19 protein-coding genes are annotated in these 23366 nt (G+C 67.9%); 8 read left to right on the top strand and 11 right to left on the bottom strand.

Annotated features, from left to right (window positions below):
* Window positions 1–258: 258 nt before the first annotated feature.
* Together AOZ06_RS42570 and AOZ06_RS42565 are read left to right on the top strand one after the other, a co-directional pair.
* On the top strand, window positions 259–4092 hold the full coding sequence (locus AOZ06_RS42570; RefSeq protein ID WP_054297335.1) for a Pls/PosA family non-ribosomal peptide synthetase: 3834 nt from the start codon (window positions 259–261) through the stop codon (window positions 4090–4092).
* Window positions 4089–5372 (top strand): M1 family metallopeptidase, encoded by a 1284-nt coding sequence (locus AOZ06_RS42565; protein WP_083472854.1) that lies wholly within the window; start codon window positions 4089–4091, stop codon window positions 5370–5372. Before AOZ06_RS42570 ends, AOZ06_RS42565 begins: the two co-directional genes overlap by 4 nt.
* On the opposite strand, the gene AOZ06_RS42560 is transcribed toward AOZ06_RS42565, so the two are convergent.
* Genes AOZ06_RS42560 through AOZ06_RS42545 form a run of 4 tightly spaced genes read right to left on the bottom strand, consistent with a single transcriptional unit; the run spans window position 5325 to window position 8653 of the window.
* Window positions 5325–6389 carry an NAD(P)H-dependent flavin oxidoreductase gene (locus AOZ06_RS42560; RefSeq protein WP_054294549.1) on the bottom strand — a complete coding sequence of 355 codons (1065 nt, stop codon included), beginning with the start codon at window positions 6387–6389 and terminating at the stop codon, window positions 5325–5327. The genes AOZ06_RS42565 and AOZ06_RS42560 overlap by 48 nt on opposite strands.
* Complete coding sequence (locus AOZ06_RS42555; protein ID WP_054294548.1) at window positions 6386–7096, bottom strand: CoA-transferase subunit beta; 711 nt, start codon at window positions 7094–7096, stop codon at window positions 6386–6388. Before AOZ06_RS42555 ends, AOZ06_RS42560 begins: the two co-directional genes overlap by 4 nt.
* Window positions 7087–7908 carry a CoA transferase subunit A gene (locus AOZ06_RS42550; RefSeq protein ID WP_054294547.1) on the bottom strand — a complete coding sequence of 274 codons (822 nt, stop codon included), beginning with the start codon at window positions 7906–7908 and terminating at the stop codon, window positions 7087–7089. The genes AOZ06_RS42555 and AOZ06_RS42550 overlap by 10 nt, the downstream gene beginning before the upstream one ends.
* A complete protein-coding gene (locus AOZ06_RS42545) occupies window positions 7901–8653 on the bottom strand; it encodes an enoyl-CoA hydratase family protein (RefSeq protein WP_054294546.1) in 753 nt (250 codons plus the stop codon). Before AOZ06_RS42545 ends, AOZ06_RS42550 begins: the two co-directional genes overlap by 8 nt.
* A gap of 72 nt (window positions 8654–8725) precedes the next feature.
* Here AOZ06_RS42545 and AOZ06_RS42540 point away from each other — a divergent pair, with 72 nt between their 5' ends.
* Both AOZ06_RS42540 and AOZ06_RS42535 read left to right on the top strand, forming a co-directional pair.
* On the top strand, window positions 8726–9466 hold the full coding sequence (locus AOZ06_RS42540; protein ID WP_054294545.1) for an SDR family oxidoreductase: 741 nt from the start codon (window positions 8726–8728) through the stop codon (window positions 9464–9466).
* Window positions 9463–10371, top strand: coding sequence for an SDR family oxidoreductase (locus AOZ06_RS42535; RefSeq protein ID WP_054294544.1), 909 nt, complete (start codon window positions 9463–9465; stop codon window positions 10369–10371). The genes AOZ06_RS42540 and AOZ06_RS42535 overlap by 4 nt, the downstream gene beginning before the upstream one ends.
* Before the next feature lie 15 nt (window positions 10372–10386).
* Here the strand turns inward: AOZ06_RS42535 and AOZ06_RS42530 are convergent, their stop codons facing one another.
* Complete coding sequence (locus AOZ06_RS42530) at window positions 10387–11361, bottom strand: hypothetical protein (RefSeq protein ID WP_236951918.1); 975 nt, start codon at window positions 11359–11361, stop codon at window positions 10387–10389.
* Window positions 11362–11473: 112 nt separating this feature from the next.
* Window positions 11474–12592 carry a steroid 3-ketoacyl-CoA thiolase gene (locus AOZ06_RS42525; RefSeq protein ID WP_054294542.1) on the bottom strand — a complete coding sequence of 373 codons (1119 nt, stop codon included), beginning with the start codon at window positions 12590–12592 and terminating at the stop codon, window positions 11474–11476.
* 167 nt (window positions 12593–12759) lie between these two features.
* Between AOZ06_RS42525 and AOZ06_RS42520 the strand changes: the two genes are divergently transcribed.
* The gene (locus AOZ06_RS42520) at window positions 12760–13983 is read left to right on the top strand and encodes a cytochrome P450 (protein WP_054294541.1); all 1224 of its coding nucleotides are present in this window, start codon (window positions 12760–12762) and stop codon (window positions 13981–13983) included.
* 31 nt (window positions 13984–14014) lie between these two features.
* Here AOZ06_RS42520 and AOZ06_RS42515 read toward each other — a convergent pair whose 3' ends face one another.
* From AOZ06_RS42515 to AOZ06_RS42500, 4 genes are read right to left on the bottom strand one after another with little or no spacing between them, the layout of a single operon-like run.
* On the bottom strand, window positions 14015–14731 hold the full coding sequence (locus AOZ06_RS42515) for an SDR family oxidoreductase (protein WP_236951917.1): 717 nt from the start codon (window positions 14729–14731) through the stop codon (window positions 14015–14017).
* A complete protein-coding gene (locus AOZ06_RS42510) occupies window positions 14701–15855 on the bottom strand; it encodes a thiolase domain-containing protein (protein ID WP_054294540.1) in 1155 nt (384 codons plus the stop codon). Before AOZ06_RS42510 ends, AOZ06_RS42515 begins: the two co-directional genes overlap by 31 nt.
* Window positions 15855–16910 (bottom strand): thiolase domain-containing protein, encoded by a 1056-nt coding sequence (locus AOZ06_RS42505; RefSeq protein WP_054294539.1) that lies wholly within the window; start codon window positions 16908–16910, stop codon window positions 15855–15857. The genes AOZ06_RS42510 and AOZ06_RS42505 overlap by 1 nt, the downstream gene beginning before the upstream one ends.
* Before the next feature lie 7 nt (window positions 16911–16917).
* Window positions 16918–17859, bottom strand: coding sequence for a Zn-ribbon domain-containing OB-fold protein (locus AOZ06_RS42500; protein WP_417999917.1), 942 nt, complete (start codon window positions 17857–17859; stop codon window positions 16918–16920).
* Window positions 17860–17948: 89 nt separating this feature from the next.
* Here AOZ06_RS42500 and AOZ06_RS42495 point away from each other — a divergent pair, with 89 nt between their 5' ends.
* Window positions 17949–19469: an acyl-CoA synthetase gene (locus AOZ06_RS42495; RefSeq protein ID WP_054294537.1), complete on the top strand. Its 1521-nt coding sequence runs from the start codon at window positions 17949–17951 to the stop codon at window positions 19467–19469.
* Window positions 19470–19692: 223 nt separating this feature from the next.
* Here the strand turns inward: AOZ06_RS42495 and AOZ06_RS42490 are convergent, their stop codons facing one another.
* The gene (locus tag AOZ06_RS42490; protein ID WP_054294536.1) at window positions 19693–20466 is read right to left on the bottom strand and encodes a crotonase/enoyl-CoA hydratase family protein; all 774 of its coding nucleotides are present in this window, start codon (window positions 20464–20466) and stop codon (window positions 19693–19695) included.
* Between the two features lie 62 nt (window positions 20467–20528).
* Here AOZ06_RS42490 and AOZ06_RS42485 point away from each other — a divergent pair, with 62 nt between their 5' ends.
* Window positions 20529–22133, top strand: coding sequence for an acyl-CoA synthetase (locus AOZ06_RS42485; protein ID WP_179950778.1), 1605 nt, complete (start codon window positions 20529–20531; stop codon window positions 22131–22133).
* Window positions 22133–23221, top strand: a complete 1089-nt coding sequence (locus AOZ06_RS42480; protein ID WP_054294534.1) for an NAD(P)H-dependent flavin oxidoreductase — start codon at window positions 22133–22135, stop codon at window positions 23219–23221. The genes AOZ06_RS42485 and AOZ06_RS42480 overlap by 1 nt, the downstream gene beginning before the upstream one ends.
* Window positions 23222–23366: the final 145 nt, after the last annotated feature.

Below are 23366 nucleotides of genomic sequence, written 5' to 3'. Positions count from 1 at the left end.
ACAGCAGGGATGCCCCCGACAGGATTGTCACGCGTCGAAGAGTCATCGGACCTCACCGTTGAATGTCCAACAGAATCAAACAACAACCACCAACATGACACCGTGTTCGGCCCGGTTCTGTCTAGATCCGGAAGAGTGGGATCCGATGTCCGCGCGACACGCTGGAGATAGCGCCCACATCTGTACGCAGGGAGTTCATCGATTCGTTATGCTTCTCGGTCGGCCTACCCCTTGACGTCAGGAGTTCGATTGACCGTCCTGGACGAAAGTCAGCTGCTGCTCGATTCCGGAACGGTTGAGAACCCCTCAATCCTGTACTCGGGCGGTTCCACGCCACCCGAGCGCACCCTCGTGGACGTCCTCACAGCTACCGCACGTCAGCACCCCAACGCGGCCGCGCTCGACGACGGCACGGCAGTGCTCACCTACCGCCAGCTCATGATCGAGGTCGAAGCCCGGCGCGACATCCTCGCGGCCGAGGGCATCGGCGTCGGCGACCGCGTCGGCATCCGCGTCGAGTCCGGGACCGCCGAGCTCTACCTGGCGATCCTCGCCGTGCTCGCGGTCGGTGCCGCTTACGTCCCCGTCGACGCCGACGACCCCGATGAACGCGCCGAACTGGTCTGGGCCGAGGCGAAGGTCTGCGCCGTCATCGGGTCACAGGGCGAGATCCGGCCGCTGGGCCCGCCCATGCGCTGCGGCACGGGCCCCGGACCGCACGACGACGCCTGGATCATCTTCACCTCCGGCTCGACCGGCACGCCGAAGGGCGTCGCGGTCAGCCACCGCAGCGCAGCGGCGTTCGTCGACGCCGAGGCCCGGCTGTTCCTGCAAGAGGAGCCAATCGGGCCGGCGGACCGTGTCCTCGCCGGTCTGTCGGTCGCGTTCGACGCCTCGTGCGAAGAGATGTGGCTCGCGTGGCGGCACGGGGCGTGCCTCGTGCCTGCTCCTCGCGCGCTTGTCCGTACCGGCATGGACCTGGGCCCGTGGTTGTTGGAGCGCGAGATCACCGTCGTGTCGACGGTGCCGACGCTCGCCGCGTTGTGGCCCGTCGAGGCGCTCGACGAGGTCCGGCTGCTCATCTTCGGTGGCGAGGCGTGCCCGCCTGAGCTGGCCGAACGCCTGGCCGTCGAAGGCCGCGAGGTGTGGAACACCTACGGCCCGACCGAGGCCACCGTCGTCGCGTGCGCCGCGCAGCTGACCGGCGAAGGCCCGGTCCGCATCGGCCTGCCGCTGGACGGCTGGGACCTCGCTGTGGTCGACCAGCAGGGGCAGCCCGTGCCGATGGGTGAGATCGGCGAGCTCGTGATCGGTGGCGTCGGCCTGGCCCGCTACCTGGACCACGAGAAGGACGCGGCGAAGTTCGCGCCGCTGGAGCCGCTCGGCTGGGAGCGCGCGTACCGCAGCGGTGACCTGGTCAAAGCCGAGCCGGAAGGCCTGCTGTTCGTCGGCCGCGCCGACGAGCAGGTCAAGCTCGGTGGCCGCCGGATCGAGCTCGGCGAGGTCGACGCGGCGCTGCAGGCGCTGCCCGGTGTGGCCGGCGCCGCCGCTGCCGTACGCAAGACCAAGGCCGGTAACCAGGTGCTCGTCGGCTACGTCGTGGCCGAGGAGTTCGACCAGGCCGATGCGCTGGAGCGGCTCAGGGCGGCCCTGCCCGCGGCCCTGGTGCCGTTGCTGGCGGTCGTCGGCACGCTGCCGACGCGCACCTCCGGCAAGGTCGACCGCAACGCGCTGCCGTGGCCGCTGAAGACCGTCAAGACCGGGTTGTCGGGCACGGCGGGCTGGCTGGCCGAACAGTGGACCGAGATCCTCGGCATCGGCGTGGACAAGCTGGACGAGGACTTCTTCGCCCGCGGCGGCAGCAGCCTCGGTGCGGCGCAGCTCGTCTCCCTCGTCCGGCAGCAGTACCCGGGCCTGTCGGTCAGTGACGTCTACCAGCACTCCAAGCTCGGCCAGATGGCCAAGCGCCTGGACGAGCTGGGCGTCGCGACCACCACGAGCCGGACTGTCGAACCGACACCACGTGGCTTCTCCGTGGCGACGACCGCGGTGATGGCGCCGCTGCTGACGCTCGTCGGCGCGCGCTGGCTCGTCGCGCTCGCCGCGATCAACAACATCTTCTCGTTCTCCTGGGCGCCGACGATCTCGTGGTGGTGGGTCGGGCTCGGCTGGTTGCTGTTCGTCAGCCCGCTCGGCCGCCTCGGTATCGCCGCCGGTAGCGCGCGGTTGCTGCTGCGCGGCCTCAAGCCGGGCAAGTACAAGCGCGGCGGCAGCGTCCACCTGCGACTGTGGACGGCTGAGCGGATCGCCGCGTTGACCGGCGTTTCGAACCTGTCCGGCGCGCCGTGGATCACGTACTACGCCCGCGCGCTCGGTGCCAAGATCGGCCGTGGCGCCGACCTGCACTCGGTGCCGCCGGTGACCGGGATGCTCAAGCTCGGCAAGGCGAGCGCGGTGGAGCCCGAGGTCGACCTGAGCGGCTACTGGATGGACGGCGACCGCCTGCACATCGGCAAGATCCGGATCGGTGCCGGTGCCGTGATCGGCGCCCGCAGCACGCTGTTCCCGGGTGCCCGCGTCGGCAAGCGCGCCGAGGTCGCCCCCGGCTCGGCTGTGATGGGCGCGGTCCGTCCCGGCCAGCGTTGGGCCGGTGCTCCCGCGGTGAAGTCCGGCAAGCCCGGACGGTCGTGGCCGTCGGCGCGTGCGCCGCGCAAACTTCGCTGGGTCATCGCGTACGGCATCACGTCGCTGATCATGGGTATGTACCCCGTGCTCGGCGCGGTGCCGGGCCTGCTGGTGCTGTCGGCGTTCGTCGACGGTGGCCTGTCGAGCGCCCTGCTGGCCGTGCCGCTGGCGACGCTCGCCGCGATGGGCAGCTTCGCCGCGTTGATCCTCGTGTCCGTGCGGTTGCTCGGTGTCGGGCTGCGCGCCGGGCACCACCCGGTGCACAGCCGGATCGGCTGGCAGGCGTGGGCGACCGAGCGGCTGATGGACCTGTCCCGCATCCTGCTGTTCCCGATGTACGCCAGCTTGTTCACGCCGGTGTGGCTGCGGCTGCTCGGCGCGAAGGTCGGCCGTCGCGTCGAGGCGTCGACCGTGCTGGCCATCCCGAAGATGACCACCATCGGCGACGGCGCCTTCCTCGCTGACGACACCATGGTCGCGACGTACGAACTGGCCGGTGGCTGGGTGCGCATCGGTGAGGCGCGTGTCGGCAAGCGGGCGTTCCTCGGCAACTCGGGGATGACCGCGCCGGGCCGCGCCGTCCCGAACGGCGGTCTGGTGGGTGTGCTGTCCGCGACGCCGAAGCGCGCGAAGGCGGGTTCGTCGTGGCTGGGTATGCCGCCGATGAAACTGCGGCGGACCGTCGCCGAGGGAGATGACAGCCGGACGTTCTCGCCTGCCAAGCGACTCGTGCTCGCACGCGCGTTGGTCGAGTTGTGCCGTGTCATCCCGGTGATGGCCGGCGTCGCGTTGGCCGTGCTCGCGCTGGCCGCGTTCAACGGGCTCGTCCTGCAGTTCGGCTGGGCGATCGCCGCGCTGTTGTCCGGTGGCGTGCTGTTCGGCGCCGGGTTGGTCGCGTGTGCGGTGACGACGGCTGCGAAGTGGTTGCTGGTCGGGCGGTTCCGCGCGGTCGAGCATCCGTTGTGGAGCTCGTTCGTCTGGCGCAACGAGCTGGCGGACACGTTCGTCGAGGTGCTCGCCGGGCCGTGGCTGGTCACGTCGGCCACCGGCACCCCGCTGATCACCGGCTGGCTGCGCACCATGGGCGCGAAGATCGGCAAGGGCGTCTACCTCGACACGTACTGGCTGCCCGAGGCGGATCTGGTGTCGCTGGGCGACGGTGTCAGCGTCAACCGGGGCTGCGTGCTGCAGACGCACCTGTTCCACGACCGGATCATGAGCATGTCCGAGGTCTTCATGGACGACGGCTCGACCCTCGGCCCGCACGGCATCATCCTGCCGGGCGCCAAGGTCGGCGCGCGCACCACGATCGGCCCGGCTTCGCTCGTCATGCGCGGTGAAGGTGTTCCTGCCGACACCAGGTGGCTTGGCAATCCGATCTCCGCGTGGCCTACTGTCAGGTCGTGATCGACCCGTACCTGCCAACGCACGGCGACCCGAGCTATCACGTCGAGCACTACGACCTGGAGCTGGACTACCGGGTCGGCGCGGGCAGATTGTCCGGTAGAGCGAAGATCACGGCGGTGGCGAACACCGCGCTTACCCGGTTCACGTTGGACCTCGGCGTGTTCCGGGTCAACCGGGTCACGGTCGACGGCAAGCCGGCCCGCTTCGCCCACCGGGCGCACAAGCTGGCCGTGCAGGCGAAGGTCCCCGCCGGGCGGCAGTTCACGGTCGAGGTCCGGTACGTCGGCAACCCCGAGCCGATCCGCACCAGGCACTGGGGCGAACTCGGCTGGGACCACCTCGAGGACGGCGTGCTGGTGGCCAGCCAGCCGGTCGGTGCGCCGTCGTGGTTCCCGTGCAACGACCGCCCGAGTGACAAAGCGGCATATCGGATCTCGGTGACGACTGGGTCGCCGTACCGCGTGGTCGCGAACGGCGACCTGATCGACGGCCGGGTGTCCGCGTCCACCACCACGTGGGTGTACCTGCAGCTCGAACCGATGGCGACATATCTCGCCACGATCCAGATCGGACGGTACGAGTACTTCGAGCGCGCCGACGAACGCGTGCCGATGCGTGCCGCGTACCCGATGCGCCTCATGGAGGGTTACGCGCACGACTTCGGTCGGCAGACCGACATGATGATCGCGTTCGAGCGCATGTTCGGGCCGTACCCGTTCAGCGCGTACACCGTCGTGGTGACCGACGACGATCTGGACATCCCGATCGAGGCGCAGGGGATGTCGATCTTCGGTGCCAACCACGTCGACGGCCGCCGCGGCTACGAACGCCTGGTGGCGCACGAACTGGCGCACCAGTGGTTCGGCAACAGCGTGTCTATCGTGGACTGGCGGCAGATCTGGCTCAACGAGGGTTTCGCCGCGTACTCGGAATGGTTGTGGTCGCAGGCTTCCGGTGGTCAGTCGGCCGATGCGCTGGCCAGGGCGACGTGGTCCAGGGTCGCGAAGCTGCCGCAGGATCTCGTGCTCGCCGACCCCGGTGTCGATCGGATGTTCGACGACCTGCTGTACCAGCGCGGCGCGCTTGCCGTGCACGCCTTGCGGTTACGGCTCGGCGATGCGGCTTTCTTCGCGATGCTGCGGGAATGGACCACGCAGAACCGGCACGGCTCGGTGTCCATCGAGGACTTCACACAGCACGCCCAGCGGCATTCGCCGCGCCCGCTCGGCGACCTATTCACCGCGTGGCTGTACGAGGCTCGCCTGCCCGAGTTCGGCTAGGACCTGCTCAGCCTCGGCAACGGTTTTCCTGATCACGTCGGCGCACGCGGGCAGGTCGTCCAGGCGGCCGACGACCTGCCCCGCGGCGAGCACGCCCGCGTCCGTGCGCCCTTCGACCAGGCCCGCGCGCAGCAGCACGGGCGTGTTCGCCGCCATGATCACCTGCGCGAGCGGTGTGTCCCGGCGCATCGACCAGCCCTCGCGGGCCATCGACGACCACGACAGGCCGCTGAGCTTCTTGAACCTCGCCGCGTTGGCCACGGCGTGCAGGAAGCCGCTGAACCGCCCGGATTTCTCCAGTCTCTCGACGAGTTCGGTTCTCAGCACTCGATGCGGCACGCCGTCGACGCGTGTGGTCACGACCGTACCGTCCAAGCCTTTGCTCAGGTAGAGCTGCTTGACCTCGTCGGGCACTGTGCTTTCCTCGGTCAGCAGGAACCGTGTTCCCATCGCGATTCCCGCCGCGCCGTAGGACAGTGCGGCGGCCAGGCCACGGCCGTCGAAGAAGCCCCCGGCGGCGATGACCGGGATGTCCACCGCGTCCACAACGGACGGAATCAGCAGCGTGCTCGCGACGGAACCGGTGTGGCCGCCTGCTTCGCCGCCCTGGGCGATCACCGCGTCGGCGCCCCACGCGGCGACTTTCTCGGCGTGCCTGACCGCGCCGACCGACGGGATCACCAGCGTTCCGGCGTCCTTCAGCTTCTTGATCAGGTCCGCTTTCGGTGCCCGCGCGAAGGACGCGACGCGGATCCGCTCCCTGATCAGCAGGTCGATCCGGTCGTCCGCGTCGACCGCGTCCGATCTGAGGTTCACGCCGAACGGCTTGTCCGTGCGGCTTTTGGTTTCCTTGATGGCTCTTTCGAGTTCCTCGTAGGTCATCGTGGCCGACGCGAGGATGCCGAGCCCGCCAGCCGCCGCGCTCGCCGCGACCAGTCTCGGCCCGGCGACCCAGCCCATTCCCGTCTGCACCACCGGGTGTTCGACGCCGACCAGTCGCGTGAGAGCGGTCTTCACACGCGTACCTCGCGATCCCGTTTGCTGTCCGGGTCCAGTACCGTCCTGATCAGGTCGAGCTCGTGCTCGGTCGGCTCCCGCGTGACAGCGGGCTCATCGCGCGGCAGCTCGAATCCAGTCTGGTCGTGTACTTCCTGGACGTCGACCCCGGGATGCACGGACACGATCCGCATACTGCGGTCGGGCGTGTCGAAGTCGAACACCGCGAGGTTCGTGACCACGCGGTGGATGTTGTGGAACGGCCCGGCTTGCTTGTCGTAGCCGACGCCCGACACCACATCCACCGCGTCGACCAGGACCCGCTTGCTGTGCCGGGGAATCCAGTAGCTGGTCTTGTTGTTCACCGTGTTGCCGGGCGCGCCGCGGAACCCGAGCAACTGCCTGGTCGGCTTGCCGTGGTCGCCGATCGCGGAGATGTTCTGGTTGCCGAACCTGTCGAGCTGGTTCGCGCCCATGACCACGTGCCTGGTGCCGTGCGCGACCACGTCGAAGACCTTGCGGTACGGCATCCAGCCCTCGAGCTCGCCGTCCGCGGTCAGCAGGTACGCCTCGCCGTCGGACAGCAGCAGGTCCGGTTCGCTGGTCAGCCGGGCCAGTCTCGCGCCGAGGCCGGGGACGAAACCCATGGGACTGGCCAGGATCTCGCCGTCGCCAGCGAACAGGTCCGCGCACGCCGCGACGCACACCTCGGCTCGTGTCACTGCCATGACCGCACCGCCTCCTGGTAGCCGCGTTCGCCGCCGGACAGGAACCGGTCGGCGAAGCAATCCCAGTCCGCCTCGGCGTAGAGCCGCTGGAACTTCTCGTCACGGGAGTAGTCCGGCGCGCAGCTGGTGAAGTGCGCGCCGTTGGGCGTCTCCACCACGCCGTCGACCATCATCCTGTTCAGCAGCAAGGTCTGTACCGCACCGTCGAACGTGTCCACGACCTGTTCGCACGAGACGTACCGGCGGTTGGCGGCCAGGCAGAACAGGTCGTCGAAGTACGGATCGGGACCGAGGTACTGGGCGTTGCCGTGCTGGTCGGCGCGGTTCATGTGCACCAGGGCGACATCGAGGTGCAGCGCGGGCATCGCGACGAGTTCTTCATCGTCGTACGGCGACCGCACTGTGCGCAGCTCCGGGTTGGTCCGCATCACGTCCGAGCCGAGTCCGGCGCGGATCGGCAGGAACGGCAACCGGTGCCCGGCGGCGATCAGTCCACACTGGAACATGCCTTCGTCCAGCTCGGTCACGTCCAGATCGCCCGCCTGCCTGGCCTTCTGGAAGTGCGGGTCGTACGCGACGGTGTCGAGCGAGACGAAACCGAACACCAGCTTGCGGACTTTGCCCGCCGCGACCAGCAATCCGACGTCCGGGCCGCCGTAGGACACGATCGTCAGGTCCTTGAGCGGGGAGTCCAGGATCGCACGGACGAGCGCCATGGGTTTGCGCCGCGACCCCCAGCCGCCGATGCCGATGGTCATCCCGTCGGACAGTTCCGCCACCACGTCGGACGGCGTCATCCGCTTGTCACGCATTCTTCGCTCCGTTGATGAAAGCGTCGCGTGCCTCGTCCGAGGCGCCGGTCAGGTTCAGTTCGAACGTGAAGCCCTGCTCGTAGCGGTAACTGCGGTGCACGGGCTGCGGGTCGATCCCGTTGATCGCCTCTTTGGCCCGCCGGATCACCCTGGTGTCCTTGGCGGCGATCTCGTCGGCCAGAGCGCGTGCGGCTTTGTCGAGCTTGTCGCGTGACACGACCTCGTAGACCGATCCGTGGTGGTGCAACTGGGCCGCGTCGATGTTCCGCGCGGTGTAGTACAGGGTTCGCATCAGGTGCTGGGGGACCAGCCTGGCCAGGTGCGTGGCCGCGCCGAGCGCGCCTCTGTCCACTTCAGGCAGTCCGAAGTAGGCGTCCTGCGCGGCGATCACGATGTCGCTGTTGCCGACCAGGCCGATGCCGCCGCCGAGGCAGAAGCCCTGCACGGCGGCGATCACCGGTACCGCGCAGTCGTAGACCGCCCCGAACGCCGCCGCGCAGCCGCGGTTGGCGCCGATCAACGCGTCATGGCCCGTGGCGCGTTGCATTTCCTTGATGTCCACGCCCGCGCAGAAGCCCTTGCCCTCGGCGCGCAGGATCACCACACGGGTTTCCGGGTCGTCGCCCGCCGCGGTGATCGCTGACGCGAGGTCGAACCAGCCCTGGACCGGCGGTGCGTTCACCGGCGGGAAGTCGATGGTGACCTGGGTGACGCCGGGGCCCGCCCGGTTGCTGGTGATCCCCATGGACCCTTCTTCCTAACCTAGCGATTGCTTGGTAACTTATCAGGACCGGGTGCCCATGAGAAGGAGTCAGGAGTGGAACTCGCGCTCGACGGCTCGGTGGTACTGGTGACCGGTGGTGCGCGCGGAGTCGGACTCGGTGTCACGCGGGCATTCCAGTCCGCCGGCGCGACCGTGGTCATCTGCGGCCGCACGCAACCGGATGAGCCAGTCGCGGACTTCCTCGTGTGCGACATCCGGGACGTCGAGCAGATCGACGCCATGGTCGCGACGATCGTCGACCGCTACGGGCGGTTGGACGTGTTGGTCAACAACGCGGGCGGCGCGCCCGTCGCCGACACCTCCGCGGCCTCGCCCCGGTTCCACGAGGCAGTCATCCGGCTCAACCTGCTGGCACCACTGCTGGTCTCGCAGCGCGCGAACACCGTCATGCAGCAGCAGGACAGCGGCGGGTCGATCGTGATGATCAGCAGTATCAACGGATCCCGTCCCGCTCCGCAGTCTGTTGCGTATGGCGCAGCCAAGGCAGGCGTGAACAACTCGGCGGCAAGTCTGGCTGCGGAGTGGGCGCCGAAGGTCCGGGTGAACTCGCTCGGCGTGGGCATGGTCCGCACCGAGATCACCGAAGAGGCGTTCGCCGACGTCCTGACCGACGCTGCCGCCGCTGTCCCCTTGGGACGGTTGGCCGAGCCGTCCGAGGTGGGCGCGTGCGCCGTGTTCCTGGCCTCTCCGCTGGCTTCCTACGTCACCGGTGCGACGCTGCTCGTGCACGGCGGGGGTGAACTTCCCGTCTACTTCAAGAGGGAGACGCCTTGAGCAAGCTCTGTTCTGGCCGCGTTGTCATCGTCACCGGGGCGGCGCGGGGAATCGGCCGAGCGCATGCTTTGGCGTTCGCGGCTGAGGGCGGGCACGTCGTCGTGAACGACTACGGCGTCGGCCTCGACGGTTCCGGCGCTTCCTCGGGGCCTGCCGACGACGTGGTCGCCGAGATCGAGGCAGCGGGTGGTTCCGCGGTCGCGAACACCGACGACGTGGCCTCGTGGGACGGCGCCGCACGGCTCGTCGAAACGGCCGTGCAAACGTTTGGCCGACTCGACGTCCTGGTGAACAACGCGGGCTTCCTGCGCGACCGGATGCTGGTGACCATGGCTGAGGAGGAATGGGACGCGGTCGTCCGCGTGCACCTCAAGGGGCACTTCGCCACCGTGCACCACGCGGCTGCGCATTGGCGTGCGGCAGCCAAGTCCGGCACGCTCCCGGACGCGCGCGTGATCAACACCAGCTCCGGCGCGGGCCTGCTCGGCAGCGTGGGACAGGGGAACTACAGCGCGGCCAAGGCGGGCATCGTCGGGTTGACCTTGGTGGCGTCGGCGGAACTGGCTCGGTACGGCGTGACCGTGAACGCGATCGCGCCCGCCGCCCGGACCCGGATGACCGAGCAGACGTTCGCGTCGACCATGGCCGCACCCGACGGCGGCTTCGACGCGATGGCGCCGGAGAACGTCTCGCCACTGGTGGTATGGCTGGGCAGCGCCGAATCCCGTGACGTCACCGGCCGGGTGTTCGAAGTGGACGGCGGACGGATCTGCCTCACCGAGGGCTGGCGCCCCGGCCCCACCGCCACCAAGTCAGCGCGGTGGTCGCCTGCGGAGCTCACGCCCGTGGTCAAGGGCCTTATGGCGCAGGCGAACCCGCCGCTACCAGTCTACGGAACCTCGTGAGTGTTTAGTCCGGTTCTAACCGGCCAAACCGCTCACAAGCTTTGAGCAGCGGGAACATGGCGTGCCGCCGCGCCAGCCTGCTCGGCGAAGCACTGTCAGTATTTCGCTCGCCACCCCGCACGGGTCCTTGTGAACTTCGTGCCAGCCGTAGACGAGACGTGCGCGCCCTGCCAGCTCGGCTGCGTTGTCGCGTCGCCGGTCGCGGAACGCGATGCCTGGGGTTGAATGGTGTGCGCGACCGTCCAAGCGGACTGTCAAGGGGACTCCCAGGCTGTCATAGGTGGCGTCTTCCCAGAGCACACGGTCGTCCACGGAGAACGGCATCTGGCGATCAGCCGGTGGAATCCCGTGTGCCAGCTCGACCTTCTGGAGGTACTCAGTCTCGAGAACGGACATCAGGCCACCCGTGATGAGCTGGACAGCCTTGTCCAACGCCCGCCTGTAGCGGTATGCCTTTCGCAGTTCAAGCACCGATTGCAACTTCGCTGCGGTCACGCCGGTACGTCCGACGAGGTCGATGACAGTGTCGACGGCCTCCTCTGGAGTGGCCTGCGCGGTTGCCAGGTCGATGATCGTGTCGACCTGGCTCGTGCGTGGCGGGTGGTAGTCCCGAGCGGAGTAGTTCAACGCCCTGGAGCGGTGCACGATCACGAAAGGACGTTGTGAGATCGCGGAACAGTTGTACGGAACAGTGACCTCCACTGGGCCTTCTCTGATGGGAATCATGCCCCATTCCTCCGCGGCCGTGGAGTGGCTCAGCACGGCGTAGGGACCTCCATACAGAAGCGCGGCGGACAGTCGAGCCGCACGTGGCAGTTCACCGGTGAATGTGGCGTAGACACCGCGCAGGACTTGACGCCACCGTCCGGCGATCGTGTTGGCCGCGATGGAGTGGCGGTCATGCCCGAAGGCGTGAAGTTGTTGGGTGGAGAAGACACCGCACTGGTCACGGACGAATCGTTCCCACTCGACCCTGTGGTGCTCAGGCACGGACCATCGCGTGTTGGTAGGCATGAACCCGACATTTGCACACCGCACCGACACTTTTCCCTCGTGAGTGGTTAGTCCGGTTCTAACCGGACTAACCACTCACGAGGTTGTTTTAGAGGCGCTCGATGATTGTGGCGGTGGCGAGCGCGCCGCCCGCGCACATCGCGATGAGCGCGCACGTCTCGTCGCGGCGCTCGAGCGCGTGCAACGCTGTGGTGATCAGGCGGGCTCCGGTGCTTCCGACGGGGTGGCCGAGCGCGATCGCGCCGCCGTTGACGTTCACGCGGTCGGTGTCCGGGCCGTGCACACTCGTCCAGGACATCACTACGGATGCGAAGGCTTCGTTGACCTCGAACAGGTCCAGGTCGCCGATCTTCATTCCGCTGCGCTCGAGGACGCGGGCGGTCGCCTGCACGGGACCGTCCAGGTGGTAATACGGCTCAGCGCCGACGAGCGCCTGCGCGACGATCCGCGCACGTGGGCGCAGGCCCAGGGCGCGGGCGCGGTCCTCGTTCATCAACAGGACGGCCGCGGCGCCGTCGGAGATCTGCGAGGACGTGCCTGCCGTGTGCAGGCCGCCTTCCAGGACCGGCTTCAGACCGGAGAGTCCTTCCAGGGACGTGTCACGCGGCCCTTGGTCCTGGCTGACGCCGACGACCGGCACCACTTCGGCGGTGAAGTGCCCGCGATCCCAGGCGTTTCGGGCTTTCGCCTGCGACCACACGCCGAACTCGTCCACGTCGCGGCGGCCGAAGCCGCGCCGGGCGGCGATGCGTTCGGCCGCCTCGTACTGGTTGGGCAGGTCGATGTCCCAGTCGTCGGGGCGTGGTTTGCCCACGTCCACGCCGAGGTTCGAGCGCAGTGGCACGCGGCTCATCGCTTCGACACCGCACCCGATGCCGACGTCGATCGCGCCGGCCGCGATGAGGCCGGTGATCAGGTGGATCGACTGTTGCGCCGAACCGCATTGGCAGTCGATGGTCATGCACCCCGTTGAGTGGGGCAGTCCGGCGTGCAACCAACCCGTGCGGGTGATGTTGTTCGACTGCTCACCCGCTTGGGTGACGCAGCCGCCGGCGACCTGTTCTACCGACACCGGATCGATCCCGGCGCGGTCGACCACCGCGCGCTGCGCCGCGCCGAGCAGTTCGGCCGCGTGCAGCCCGGCCAGCCAACCTCCGCGCTTCCCGATCGGTGTCCTGACCGCTTCCACGATCACCGCACTGCCCACGGCGAGCTCCTCCCGACGAATTCATCGATGTCAAAAGTAGAACACGTTCTCGTCATCAGCAAGACTGATGCCGTGCCAGGTCTTTCGTTGAGTTAACGGTGTATGCTCTAATCGGCCATAGAACGTGTTCCACGCCGTAGTGGGGGACGACTCTCCAGGAGGCAGACGTGGCCGAACCCAGGATCCCCGAAGGCTTCGACTTCACCGATCCCGACGTTTACGCCACGCGGCTACCGCACCAGGAGTTCGCCGAACTGCGCCAGTCGGCCCCGGTCTGGTGGAACAGCACCCCCCAGCGGGACTGCGGGTTCGACGACGACGGGTACTGGGTGGTCAGCAGGCACAGCGACGTCAAAGAGGTGTCCCGCAACTCGGATGTCTACTCCAGCAGCGAGAACACCGCGATCATCCGCTTCGGCCCCGACATCACCAGGGAGAAGATCGAGGCGCAGCGGCTGATCATGCTGAACATGGATCCGCCGCAGCACACCAAGGTGCGCGCGATCATCCAGCGCGGCTTCACGCCCCGCGCGATCAACAGCCTCCGCGACGCGCTGGCCGACCGCGCCGAGCGGATCGTGAAAACCGCTGCCACGGAAGGAACCGGCGACTTCGTCCTGGATGTCGCGTGCGAACTTCCCCTGCAGGCCATCGCGGAACTCCTCGGTGTTCCGCAGGACGACCGGCACAAGCTGTTCGACTGGTCCAACCGGATGATCTCCTACGACGACCCGGAAGCGTCCCAGCCGGAACTGGCGTCCGCGGAACTGCTCGGCTATTCGTGGAACATGGCCGAGGAACGCAAACGCTGCCCGGCGCACGACATCGTGACCACTCTGGTCAACGCCAACATCGACGGCGAGAACCTCAGTTCCGAGGAGTTCGGCTTCTTCGTCCTGCTGCTCGCGGTGGCGGGCAACGAGACCACGCGCAACGCGATCACCCACGGCATGTACGCGTTCCTGGAGAACCCCGAGCAGTGGGAGCGGTTCAAGGCCGAACGCCCGGCCACCGCCGCCGACGAGATCGTCCGCTGGGCGACGCCGGTGATGGTGTTCCAGCGAACGGCCAAAGTGGACACCGAACTGGGCGGTATGGAGATCAAGGCGGGGCAACGGGTCGGGCTGTACTACAGCTCGGCGAACTTCGACGCCGAGGTGTTCGACGACCCGTACACGTTCGACATCGGCCGTGACCCCAACCCGCACCTGGGGTTCGGCGGAACGGGCGCGCACTACTGCATCGGCGCGAACCTGGCCCGCCTGGAGATCGACCTGATGTTCAACGCGATCGCCGAGCACATGCCGAACATCGCGAAGGCGGCCGACCCGGTTCGGCTGCGGTCGGGCTGGCTGAACGGGTTCAAGGAGTTCCAGGTCACCTACGTGTGATCCCTCGTCGGGCCGGTGGAGCCGCGAGGGGTCAGACCCGGCCGGGGACGTCCAGGTGGGTCCCGGTGATCGCGCTGGCGTCGTCACCGCACAGGAAGTGGATCACCTCGGCGATCTTCTCCGGGCGCACCCAGCGGGTGTGGTCCGCGTCCGGCATGCTCGCCCTGTTCACCGGGGTGTCGACGGTGCTCGGCAGCACCGCGTTCACGCGGATGCCTTCCGACTTGTACTCCACCGCGAGGGCGTCCACCAGCGCGAGCACGCCCGCCTTCGCGGTGATGTAACCCGACGCGCCGGCGAACGGGCGCAGCGCCGCCCGGCTGGACACGCACACGATCGCACCGCCGGTCTTGAGCATGTGGGGCAGGCTGTGGTGGCACGCCAGGTAGGTGGGGCGCAGGTTGAGGCGCAGTTGTGCCGTGAACTCGTCCACTGGTGTCTCGTGCACCCGGCCTGCTTTGTGGAACCCGCCGACCAGGTTGACCACGGCCGCGAGCGGTGCGTCGGCACGGCTGGCCGCGAGTTCCACGCACGCGGCCACGGCCTGGTCGTCGAACAGGTCCGTCTCGGTCAGGTCGAGCATGGCGTGCCGGGGCAACCGGGGGAGCTCTCCCGGTGCGATCCACGGCACCACGACACGCCACCCGGCGTGCAGGAACCGGGCGGTCACCGCCGTTCCCAGGCCTCCGGTCCCGCCGGTGACCAGCACTGTCCGAGTCAGCTCGGCTTGTTCGCGCTCACTGTCCACATCGCGAAGTATTGCGAACCCCCGCCGTAAGCGTGACCCAGAGCGACCCTTGCGCCGGGCACCTGGTGCGCCCCGGCACGCCCCATCACCTGCATGGCGGCCTCGGCGAACCGGATCATCCCGGATGCCCCGATCGGGTTGGACGACAGCACCCCGCCCGACGGGTTGACCGGCAACTGGCCGCCGATCTCGGTCTCGCCCGCCTCGGTGAGCTTCCAGCCGTCACCGATCCCGGTGAACCCGAGGTTCTCCAGCCACATCGGTTCGAACCAGGAGAACGGGACGTAGATCTCGGCCGCGTCGACCTGGGTGAGCGGGTCGTCGATGCCCGCCTGCTTCCACAGCGCGGCGGCCGCGTCCCTGCCCGCCCGCGGGTTCACCTGGTCGCGGCCCGCGAACGTGGTCGGCTCGGTGCGCATGGCGGTCGCGGTGATCCACGCGGCGCCCGGCCCGGCGGTCTTCTCGTCGGCGATGACCACCGCGCAGGCGCCGTCCGACGACGGGCACGTCTCGTCGTAGCGGATCGGGTCCCACAGCATCTTCGACGCCCGGACCGATTCGACGGTGATGTCGGGTTGCTTGAGGTGCGCGTGGGGGTTCAGCGCGCCATTGCGCCGGTCCTTCGCGGCGACCATCGCGCCGATGTGCTCCGGTGCGCCTGCCCGGCGGATGTACGAGCGCACGTGCGGAGCGAAGTAGCCGCCCGCGCCCGCGTGCACCGGCATGGTGAACGGTGTGGGGATGGACAACGCCCACATGGCGTTCGACTCGGACTGCTTCTCGAACGCCACCGCGAGCACCCGGCGGTGCACCCCGCTCTGCACCAGCGTCGCGGCCACGTTCGCCGTCGACCCGCCGACCGACCCAGCGGTGTGCACCCGCAGCAACGGTTTGCCGACCGCGCCGAGCGCGTCGGCGAGGAACAGTTCGGGCATCATCACGCCCTCGAACATGTCCGGCGCCTTGCCCAGCACGACCGCGTCGATGTCGGGCCAGTCGACGTTCGCGTCGGCCAGCGCACGGTCGATCGCCTCACGGCACAACCCGCCCATCGACACGTCCAGGCGCTTCGCGGTGTGGTCGGTCTGCCCGGTCCCGATCACCGCTGCCAGCTGTCCGGCCATCAGTCCCGTCCCTCCATCAGGCACACGAGGTTGTGTTGCAGGGCGGGCCCGCTGGTCGCGTGCGCCAGGGCACGGTCGGCTTGCCCGCTGCTGATCTGCCTGGCCGCTTCGCCGATCCGGATCAACCCCGCCGAGAACATCGGATTGCCGCACAACGCCCCGCCCGACGGGTTGATCCTGCTGCCGTTGAGCCCGAGTGCGCCGCGGAGCACCAGTTCCTGGTGCGTGAACGGCGCGTGCAGTTCGGCGACGTCCACCTTGTGGTCGAGGCCAGCGGCCTTGGCGGCTCCCGCCGTGGACGGCGACGCGGTCAGGTCCCGTCCGCCCAGGTTCGCCGAGTCGACGCGGTGCGCGATGCCCGTGATCCACGCCGGACGTTCGGCCAGTTCCCGCGCCCGGTCACCGGCGGCGAGCACGAGCGCGGCGGCGCCGTCGGTGATCGGCGCGCAGTCGTGTCTGCGCAACGGATCCGCCAGATACGGCCGCGCGAGCAGGTCCTCGACGCTGACGTCACCCTTGACCTGCGCCCGCGGGTTCGATTTTGCGTCCGCGCGGCTGCGGGCCGCGACTTCGGCCATCTGCTGTTCGGTCCACGCGCCCCGGTCGAGGCCCGCTCGTGCCTGCAGGCCCGCGACGCTGAGCGAGTCCGGCCACAGTGGAGCGACGGTGTACGGGTCGAGCTGCATGGTCATCACGCGGCGCAACTTGCCCGCCGACGACTTGCCGAACCCGTACACCAGGGCGACGTCCACCTCGCCGGTCTGGATCTTCACCCACGCCTCGTAGCACGCCCACGCCGCGTCCGCCTCGACGTGCGACTCGTTGATCGGCGGGAACGCGCCGATCGCGTCGACCGCGGCGATGAACGAGAACGCGCGGCCGGCGACGTAGTCGGACGATCCGGAGCACCAGAAGCCGATGTCCGACTTGGTCAGGCCGAGTGCGCCGAGCACTTCGTGGAAGACCGGGACGAGCATTTCGACGCCGTTGGTCGTGCCGTGCGTCTCGCGTACGGCCGGTGCCTGGGCGAAGCCGACTACGGCGACATCTCTCACCGGTGCCTCACAGGTGCTGGGAGTAGGTCTCGAACGGCGCGTCAGGTTCACCGCTCGGCTCGAAGTGGTCGATGTTGGCCAGCGACTGCTGCCATTCCTCGCGGGGGCGCCAGACTGCCTCGACCCGCATGCCCATCCGCACCGATGAGGCGTCACAGCCGAGGATGAGGTGCTGGAAAGCGATGTCGGCACCGTCGAGGAGGACGTAGGCGGCGACGTACGGCGGTGCGATGCGCTGGCCGAGGAACGGGACGTTGACGATGCAGAACGTGGTGACGGTGCCGTGATCCGGCAGCTCGACTTCGTCCACTGTGGGCACACCGTCGGTCGGGCACGCGCCACGCGGCGGGATGTAGACCTTCCGGCACACCGGGCAGCGCTGTCCTAGCAGGCGCCCTTCTCGCAGGCCGTCGAGGTACCGGGTCTCCTCGGCGGACGCGGAGTGCGTGTAGGCGAGCCGGACGGGCGTGGTCACCATCGTGACGGCTTCACCCTGCCCCGCTTGTGCTTCGACGGCTTCACCGGGTTCGAAGCAGGCGATGTCGTGCATGCTGCCGACGGGGTCCGCCGCCCAACGGACCCGGACACGCATCCCGGTGCGGATGTCGTCGGGGCTGGGGACGTCGACCGCGTGCAACATCGAGGTGTCCGCGCCGTCGAGCTGGATCAGGGCCCAGGCGAACGGGCGCGTCAGCGGCTGACCTTCGTCGGGTTCGGACACCCACGTCCACGTTCTGACCGTGCCCGCGGCGGCGACTTCCACCCACTCGGTGAGTTTCCGCGCGGTGACCGGGTCGTACTCGACAGGAGGTACGTGCACGCGGCCGTCGTCGCCGCGAATGCCCTCGATCCGGCGGTCGCGCAGGCCGGTGATGAACCTGCCGAGGACCGGACCGAGTGACCGGGTGTAGTCGAACTCGACGTTGAGCGGCGCGCTGAGCGAGGTCACCAAAGAAGTGAAACACGTTATCGTCAAGCTGGCAAACAGTCACTGGATAGGCCTTGTATTGACCTGTAACACGTTCTAAGTTTGCGGGTATGACCGCGACAGGGCTCTGGAACATCGCCGTTGACCTGCCCGATCACCCGGCTGTCGTCGACCCGGACGGCGCTGTCGTGACCTACCAGGAGCTCGCGGCAAGAGCCGACCGCTACAGCCGCGGTCTGCAAGCCCTCGGACTCACGCGGGGCGACACAGTCGTGATGGCGCTGCCCAACTCGGCGGACCTGCTCGCGCTGTACTTCGCCGTGCTGCAAACAGGTCTGTACGTGGTGCCGGTCAACTGGCACCTGGTCGGCCCGGAGGTCGCGTACATCATCGAGGACAGCGGAGCCAAGGTGTTCGTGGCGCACTCGCGGTTCACCGACATGGCGATCGAGGCGGGCGGGAAGGTCGGCGCGAAGTTCTCGGTCGGCGAGATCCCCGGCTTCACGCCGTTGGCATCCCTCGGCGCCTCGGCGGGCCGAGGGCGGCCGTCGGACCGCACGGCAGGCGCGCCGATGGTCTACACGTCCGGAACGACCGGCAGGCCGAAAGGCGTGCGGCGCCCGTTGACCGGCGCGGACCCGGACGACGTGCCGCCCGCGTCGATGTGGTTCTTCGGGATCTTCGGCATAGCGCCGTTCGACGACCACGTGCACATCTGCGGATCACCGCTGTACCACACGGCAGTGCTGAACTTCGCGGGCATCTCGATCCAAATGGGACACACGGTCGTGCTGATGGAGAAGTGGGATCCCGAGGAGATGCTGCGGCTGATCCAAGAGCACAAGGTGACCCACAGCCACATGGTGCCGACGCAGTTCCACCGCCTGCTGGCCCTGCCGGAGGAAGTGCGGTCTCGTTACGACGTCTCTTCGCTGCGCGTGATGATCCACGGCGCGGCTCCGTGTCCACTGGAGACGAAACGCCGAATGCTCGACTGGTGGGGTCCGGTGGTCGTGGAGTACTACGCGGCAACGGAAGGCGGCGGGACGTCGATCTCCGCCGAGGAATGGCTGCGCAAGCCCGGCTCGGTCGGCAAAGCCTGGCCGGGCTCAGTCGTGCGCGTGCTGGACGACGACGGCAACGACATGCCCGTTGACGAACCCGGCCTCGTGTACATGAAGATGGGTGCGTCGACCTTCGAATACCACAAGGACAAGGCCAAGACGCTCGCCGCGCGTGTCGGTGACTTGTTCACGCTGGGAGACGTCGGGCACCTCGACTCCGACGGCTATCTCTACCTGCACGACCGCAAAGCCGACATGATCATCTCGGGTGGCGTGAACATCTACCCCGCGGAGATCGAGGGGGAGCTCGCTGTCCACCCCAAGGTCGCCGACATCGCCGTTTTCGGCTTGCCTCACGAGGATTGGGGAGAGGAGATCAAGGCCGTCGTGCAGCCCGCGCCGGGGGTCGCGCCGGATGACGCTTTGACCGCCGAGCTTCTGGAGTACGCGCGGGGCAGGTTGGCCAAGTTCAAGTTGCCTCGTAGTATTGATTACGTCGACGAGTTGCCTCGTGATCCCAACGGGAAGCTTTACAAGCGTCGGATTCGGGCTCTTTATCTGGCTTAGTTTCTTCTCTTTCTGCACGGAACGAGCTTTTCCCTCGCCGGGGGCTGACCTCTGGGCAGGAGCACCCCCCGAAGTCCCCTTCTGCGCTTGCGCGCTCGCCGCTCGGGGTTGGCTGTCGCCCGGTTGCTTGGGTTGGGGTGTGTTGTGTGGGCGCGCGAGCTGCCACCCTGTGTGGCGCGTTTGGCTGTGGGCCGTCAGGGTGTGCGGGTGGGGTTGTGGCTTCTCAGCGGCCTTGGAAGTTCGGTTTGCGCTTTTCCGCGAAGGCCCGGGGGCCTTCTTTCGCGTCCGCGCTCTTGAAGACTTCTATGCCCAGGCGTGCGTCGATCTTGAACGCGTCGTTCTCGGGCATTGCTTCTGTTTCCCTGATCGTTCTGAGGATGGCCTGTACCGCCAGTGGGCCGTTGGCTGCGATCAGCTCGGCCAGTTCCAGTGCCTTCGCCAGCGCCTGACCGTCTGGGACCACGTGACCGATCAGGCCGATCCGCTGTGCTTCCGCGGCGGTGATGTGCCTGCCTGTCAGCAGGAGGTCGCAGGCCACTGTGTACGGGATCTGCCTTGGCAGCCGGACCGCTGATCCCCCCAGCGGGAACAGGCCCCACTTCGGCTCGGACACCCCGAACTTCGCGCTCTCGCCCGCCACTCTGATGTCCGTTGCCTGCAGGATCTCCGTTCCACCCGCTATCGCTGGGCCCTCGACCGCCGCGATCAGCGGTTTGGTCAGCCGCCTGCCCTTCAACAACGGCTCGATCACCGAGAGGTCCCAGTCCGCTGCCTTGTCTCCCGGGTGACTGGCGGTCATCGCTTTCAGGTCCGCGCCCGCGCAGAACGCTCCGCCTGCTCCGGTCAGGACGCAGGCTCTGATCGCGTCGTCCTTGTCCACCTCGTCCCATGCTGTGCGCATGATGGCCATCATTTCCGTGGACAACGCGTTGCGTGCCTCCGGGCGGTTCATGGTCACGACCAGAACGTGCCCTCGCCGCTCTACCAGGCAGTCCATCGGCTTCCTTCCGGCCGGAACGGGGGATTGTTCAGAACAGTAACATGTTCTACTTTGGGGTGGTGACCTTCAACATCGCCGATCTCGTTGAGCACGCCGTCGATGTCGTGCCCGAGCGGATCGCCGCGATCTGCGGCGAGCGCCGGGTCACGTACTCCGAGTTGGAGCAACGCGCCAACCGCCTCGCGCACCACCTCGCCGCCAACGGCGTCGGGTGCGGATCGCACGTCGGTGTCTACTCGCGGAACTCCATCCAAGCGGTCGAGACCATGCTGGCCGCGTACAAGCTCCGCGCGGTCGCGGTGAACGTCAACTACCGCTACGTCGCGGGAGAGCTGCGGTACATCTTCGACGACGCCGACCTGGTCGCCCTCGTGCACGAGCGGCGCAACGCCGGCAAGGTCGCCGCCGCGCGGACCGGGAAACTGAAACACGTTATCGTTGTTGATGATGAGTCCGGTGCCGACTACGAGGGCTGCGAGTACGAGACCGCGCTCACCGGCGGCCACCCGGACCGGGACTTCGAGCCCCGCAGCCCGGACGACACCTACATCCTCTACACCGGCGGCACCACGGGCAATCCCAAGGGAGTCGTATGGCGCCAGGAAGACGTGTGGCGCGTGCTCGGCGGCGGCATCGACTTCATGACCGGTGCCCGCATCGAGGACGAGTGGCAGCAGGCCAACACCGGCCTGCGGTACAGCCTCGTCCGTTTCCCCATCCCGCCGCTGATCCACGGCGCCACCCAGTGGGCGACGTTCCAGAGCCTGTTCTCCGGCGGGACCATCGTGTTCGTTCCGCAGTTCGACGCGCACGAGGTGTGGCGCACCATCGAACAGCACAAGGCCCAGGTCATCCTGATCACCGGGGACGCGATGGCCCGGCCGATGATCGAGGCGTTGCAGGAACGCGAGTACGACACGTCTTCCGTCGTCGCGATCGCCAGCACGGCCGCGTTGTTCTCGCCGTCGGTCAAGGACCAGTACCTGGCCACGTTGCCCAACGTGGTGATCACCGACTCGATCGGCTCCTCCGAGGCCGGGTTCTCCGGCCTCAGCATCGTCCAAAAGGGAATCGAGCACCGCGGCGGCCCCCGCGTCAAGATCGACGCGGACAACACCGTGATCGACGAGGACAACCGGCCCGTCGAAGCCGGGGTGGTCGGCAGGCTCGCCCGCGGCGGGCACATCCCGTTGGGCTACTACAAGGACGAGGTCAAGACCAAGTCGTTGTTCGTCGAGGTCGACGGGAAACGGTACGTGGTACCCGGCGACTTCGCGCGTGTCGAGGAAGACGGCACGGTCACGCTGCTCGGGCGCGGCAACATGTGCGTCAACTCGGGCGGCGAGAAGATCTTCCCCGAGGAGGTCGAGGGTGCGCTGAAATCACACCCCGATGTCTTCGACGCGCTGGTCATCGGTGTCCCGGACGAGCGTTTCGGGCAACGGGTCGCCGCGGTCGTCCAGCCGCGTGACGGCAGGACGCCGACCCTGTCCGAACTGGACGAACACGCCCGTACCAAGATCGCCGGTTACAAGGTGCCGCGCAGTCTCTGGCTGGTCGACGAGATCAAACGTTCGCCGAGCGGAAAACCGGACTACCGGTGGGCGCTGGCGCACGCCCAGGAGAACGAAGCAACGGAACACACGACGGTAGTGGTGAAATAGTGCGGACATCGCTGTGCGACACCTTCGGCATCGAACACCCGATCTTCGGGTTCACACCGTCGGAACACGTGGCCGCCGCGATCAGCCGGGCCGGTGGCCTCGGCGTCCTCGGTTGTGTGCGGTTCAACGACGCGGCCGACCTCGCCGAGGTCCTCGACTGGATGGACGAGAACACCGACGGGAAACCGTACGGCGTCGACGTGGTCATGCCGGCGAAGATCCCGGCCGAGGGTGCGGCGCTCGACCTGGACAAGCTGATCCCACCGGGGCACAAGGACTTCGTCGAGCGCACGCTGCAACGACTCGGAGTGCCGCCGATCGGTGGTGAGGGGCGTGCCGGAGTCCTCGGCTGGCTGCATTCCGTCGCGCGCTCGCACGTGGATGTCGCGCTGGAACACCCGGTGAAGCTGATCGCGAACGCCCTCGGCTCGCCACCCGTCGACATCATCGACCGCGCGCATGAACACGGTGTTCTGGTCGCGGCATTGGCAGGAAAAGCTGAGCACGCGCGCAGCCACGTCGCCAACGGGGTGGACATCGTGGTGGCACAGGGCTACGAGGCCGGTGGGCACACGGGTGAGATCGCCACGATGGTGCTCGTGCCGGAGATCGTCGACGCGGTCGGCGTTCCCGTGCTCGCCGCAGGCGGCATCGGCAGCGGACGTCAGGTCGCCGCGGCGATGGCGCTGGGTGCCGACGGCGTGTGGATGGGCTCGTACTGGCTCACCACAGCGGAATACACCCAGTCGCTCGGCGAATCCGCGATGCAGCAGGCCCTGCTGGGCGCGACGTCCAGTGACACGGTCCGGACCCGGATCTACACCGGTAAACCGGCGCGGCTGCTGAAGACGAAGTGGACAGACGCGTGGGCGGCCGAAGACGCGCCCGAACCGCTGCCCATGCCGTTGCAGAACCTGCTGGTCGCCGAGGCGCACAACCGGATCAACCACGCCAACGACCCCGCGGTCGTCTCGATGCCGGTCGGGCAGATCGTCGGCCGGATGTCGGCGGTCCACCCGGTCGCCGAGGTGATGGCGGACCTGGTTTCCGGTACGCGACGGACACTGGACCGGCTCAGGGACCTGTGAGCGTGTTCCCAACGCCCACCACGTGCTGTTGATCGCCTGCTTGCCCGGAAGGGCAGTCTTGGCAGGCCAATTGGCCGTCATGGAGGGCGAGTTGGCGTGAACCGTCACGAAATGGCTTGACCTGGCGACATACTCGGCGACGTCA

The organism is Kibdelosporangium phytohabitans, assembly GCF_001302585.1.
Lineage (GTDB): Bacteria > Actinomycetota > Actinomycetes > Mycobacteriales > Pseudonocardiaceae > Kibdelosporangium > Kibdelosporangium phytohabitans.
Note: the sequence above shows the minus strand (reverse complement) of the source record. Positions and strands in the feature narration are given on the sequence as shown.

Coding starts and splice junctions, on each gene's coding strand:
- AOZ06_RS42490 (WP_054294536.1), bottom strand. CDS start 20,466: ATGGACTGCCTGGTAGAGCGGCGAGGGCACGTTCTGGTCGTGACCATG.
- AOZ06_RS42550 (WP_054294547.1), bottom strand. CDS start 7,908: ATGCGTGACAAGCGGATGACGCCGTCCGACGTGGTGGCGGAACTGTCC.
- AOZ06_RS42510 (WP_054294540.1), bottom strand. CDS start 15,855: ATGGCCGGACAGCTGGCAGCGGTGATCGGGACCGGGCAGACCGACCAC.
- AOZ06_RS42555 (WP_054294548.1), bottom strand. CDS start 7,096: ATGGCAGTGACACGAGCCGAGGTGTGCGTCGCGGCGTGCGCGGACCTG.
- AOZ06_RS42495 (WP_054294537.1), top strand. CDS start 17,949: ATGACCGCGACAGGGCTCTGGAACATCGCCGTTGACCTGCCCGATCAC.
- AOZ06_RS42545 (WP_054294546.1), bottom strand. CDS start 8,653: ATGGGGATCACCAGCAACCGGGCGGGCCCCGGCGTCACCCAGGTCACC.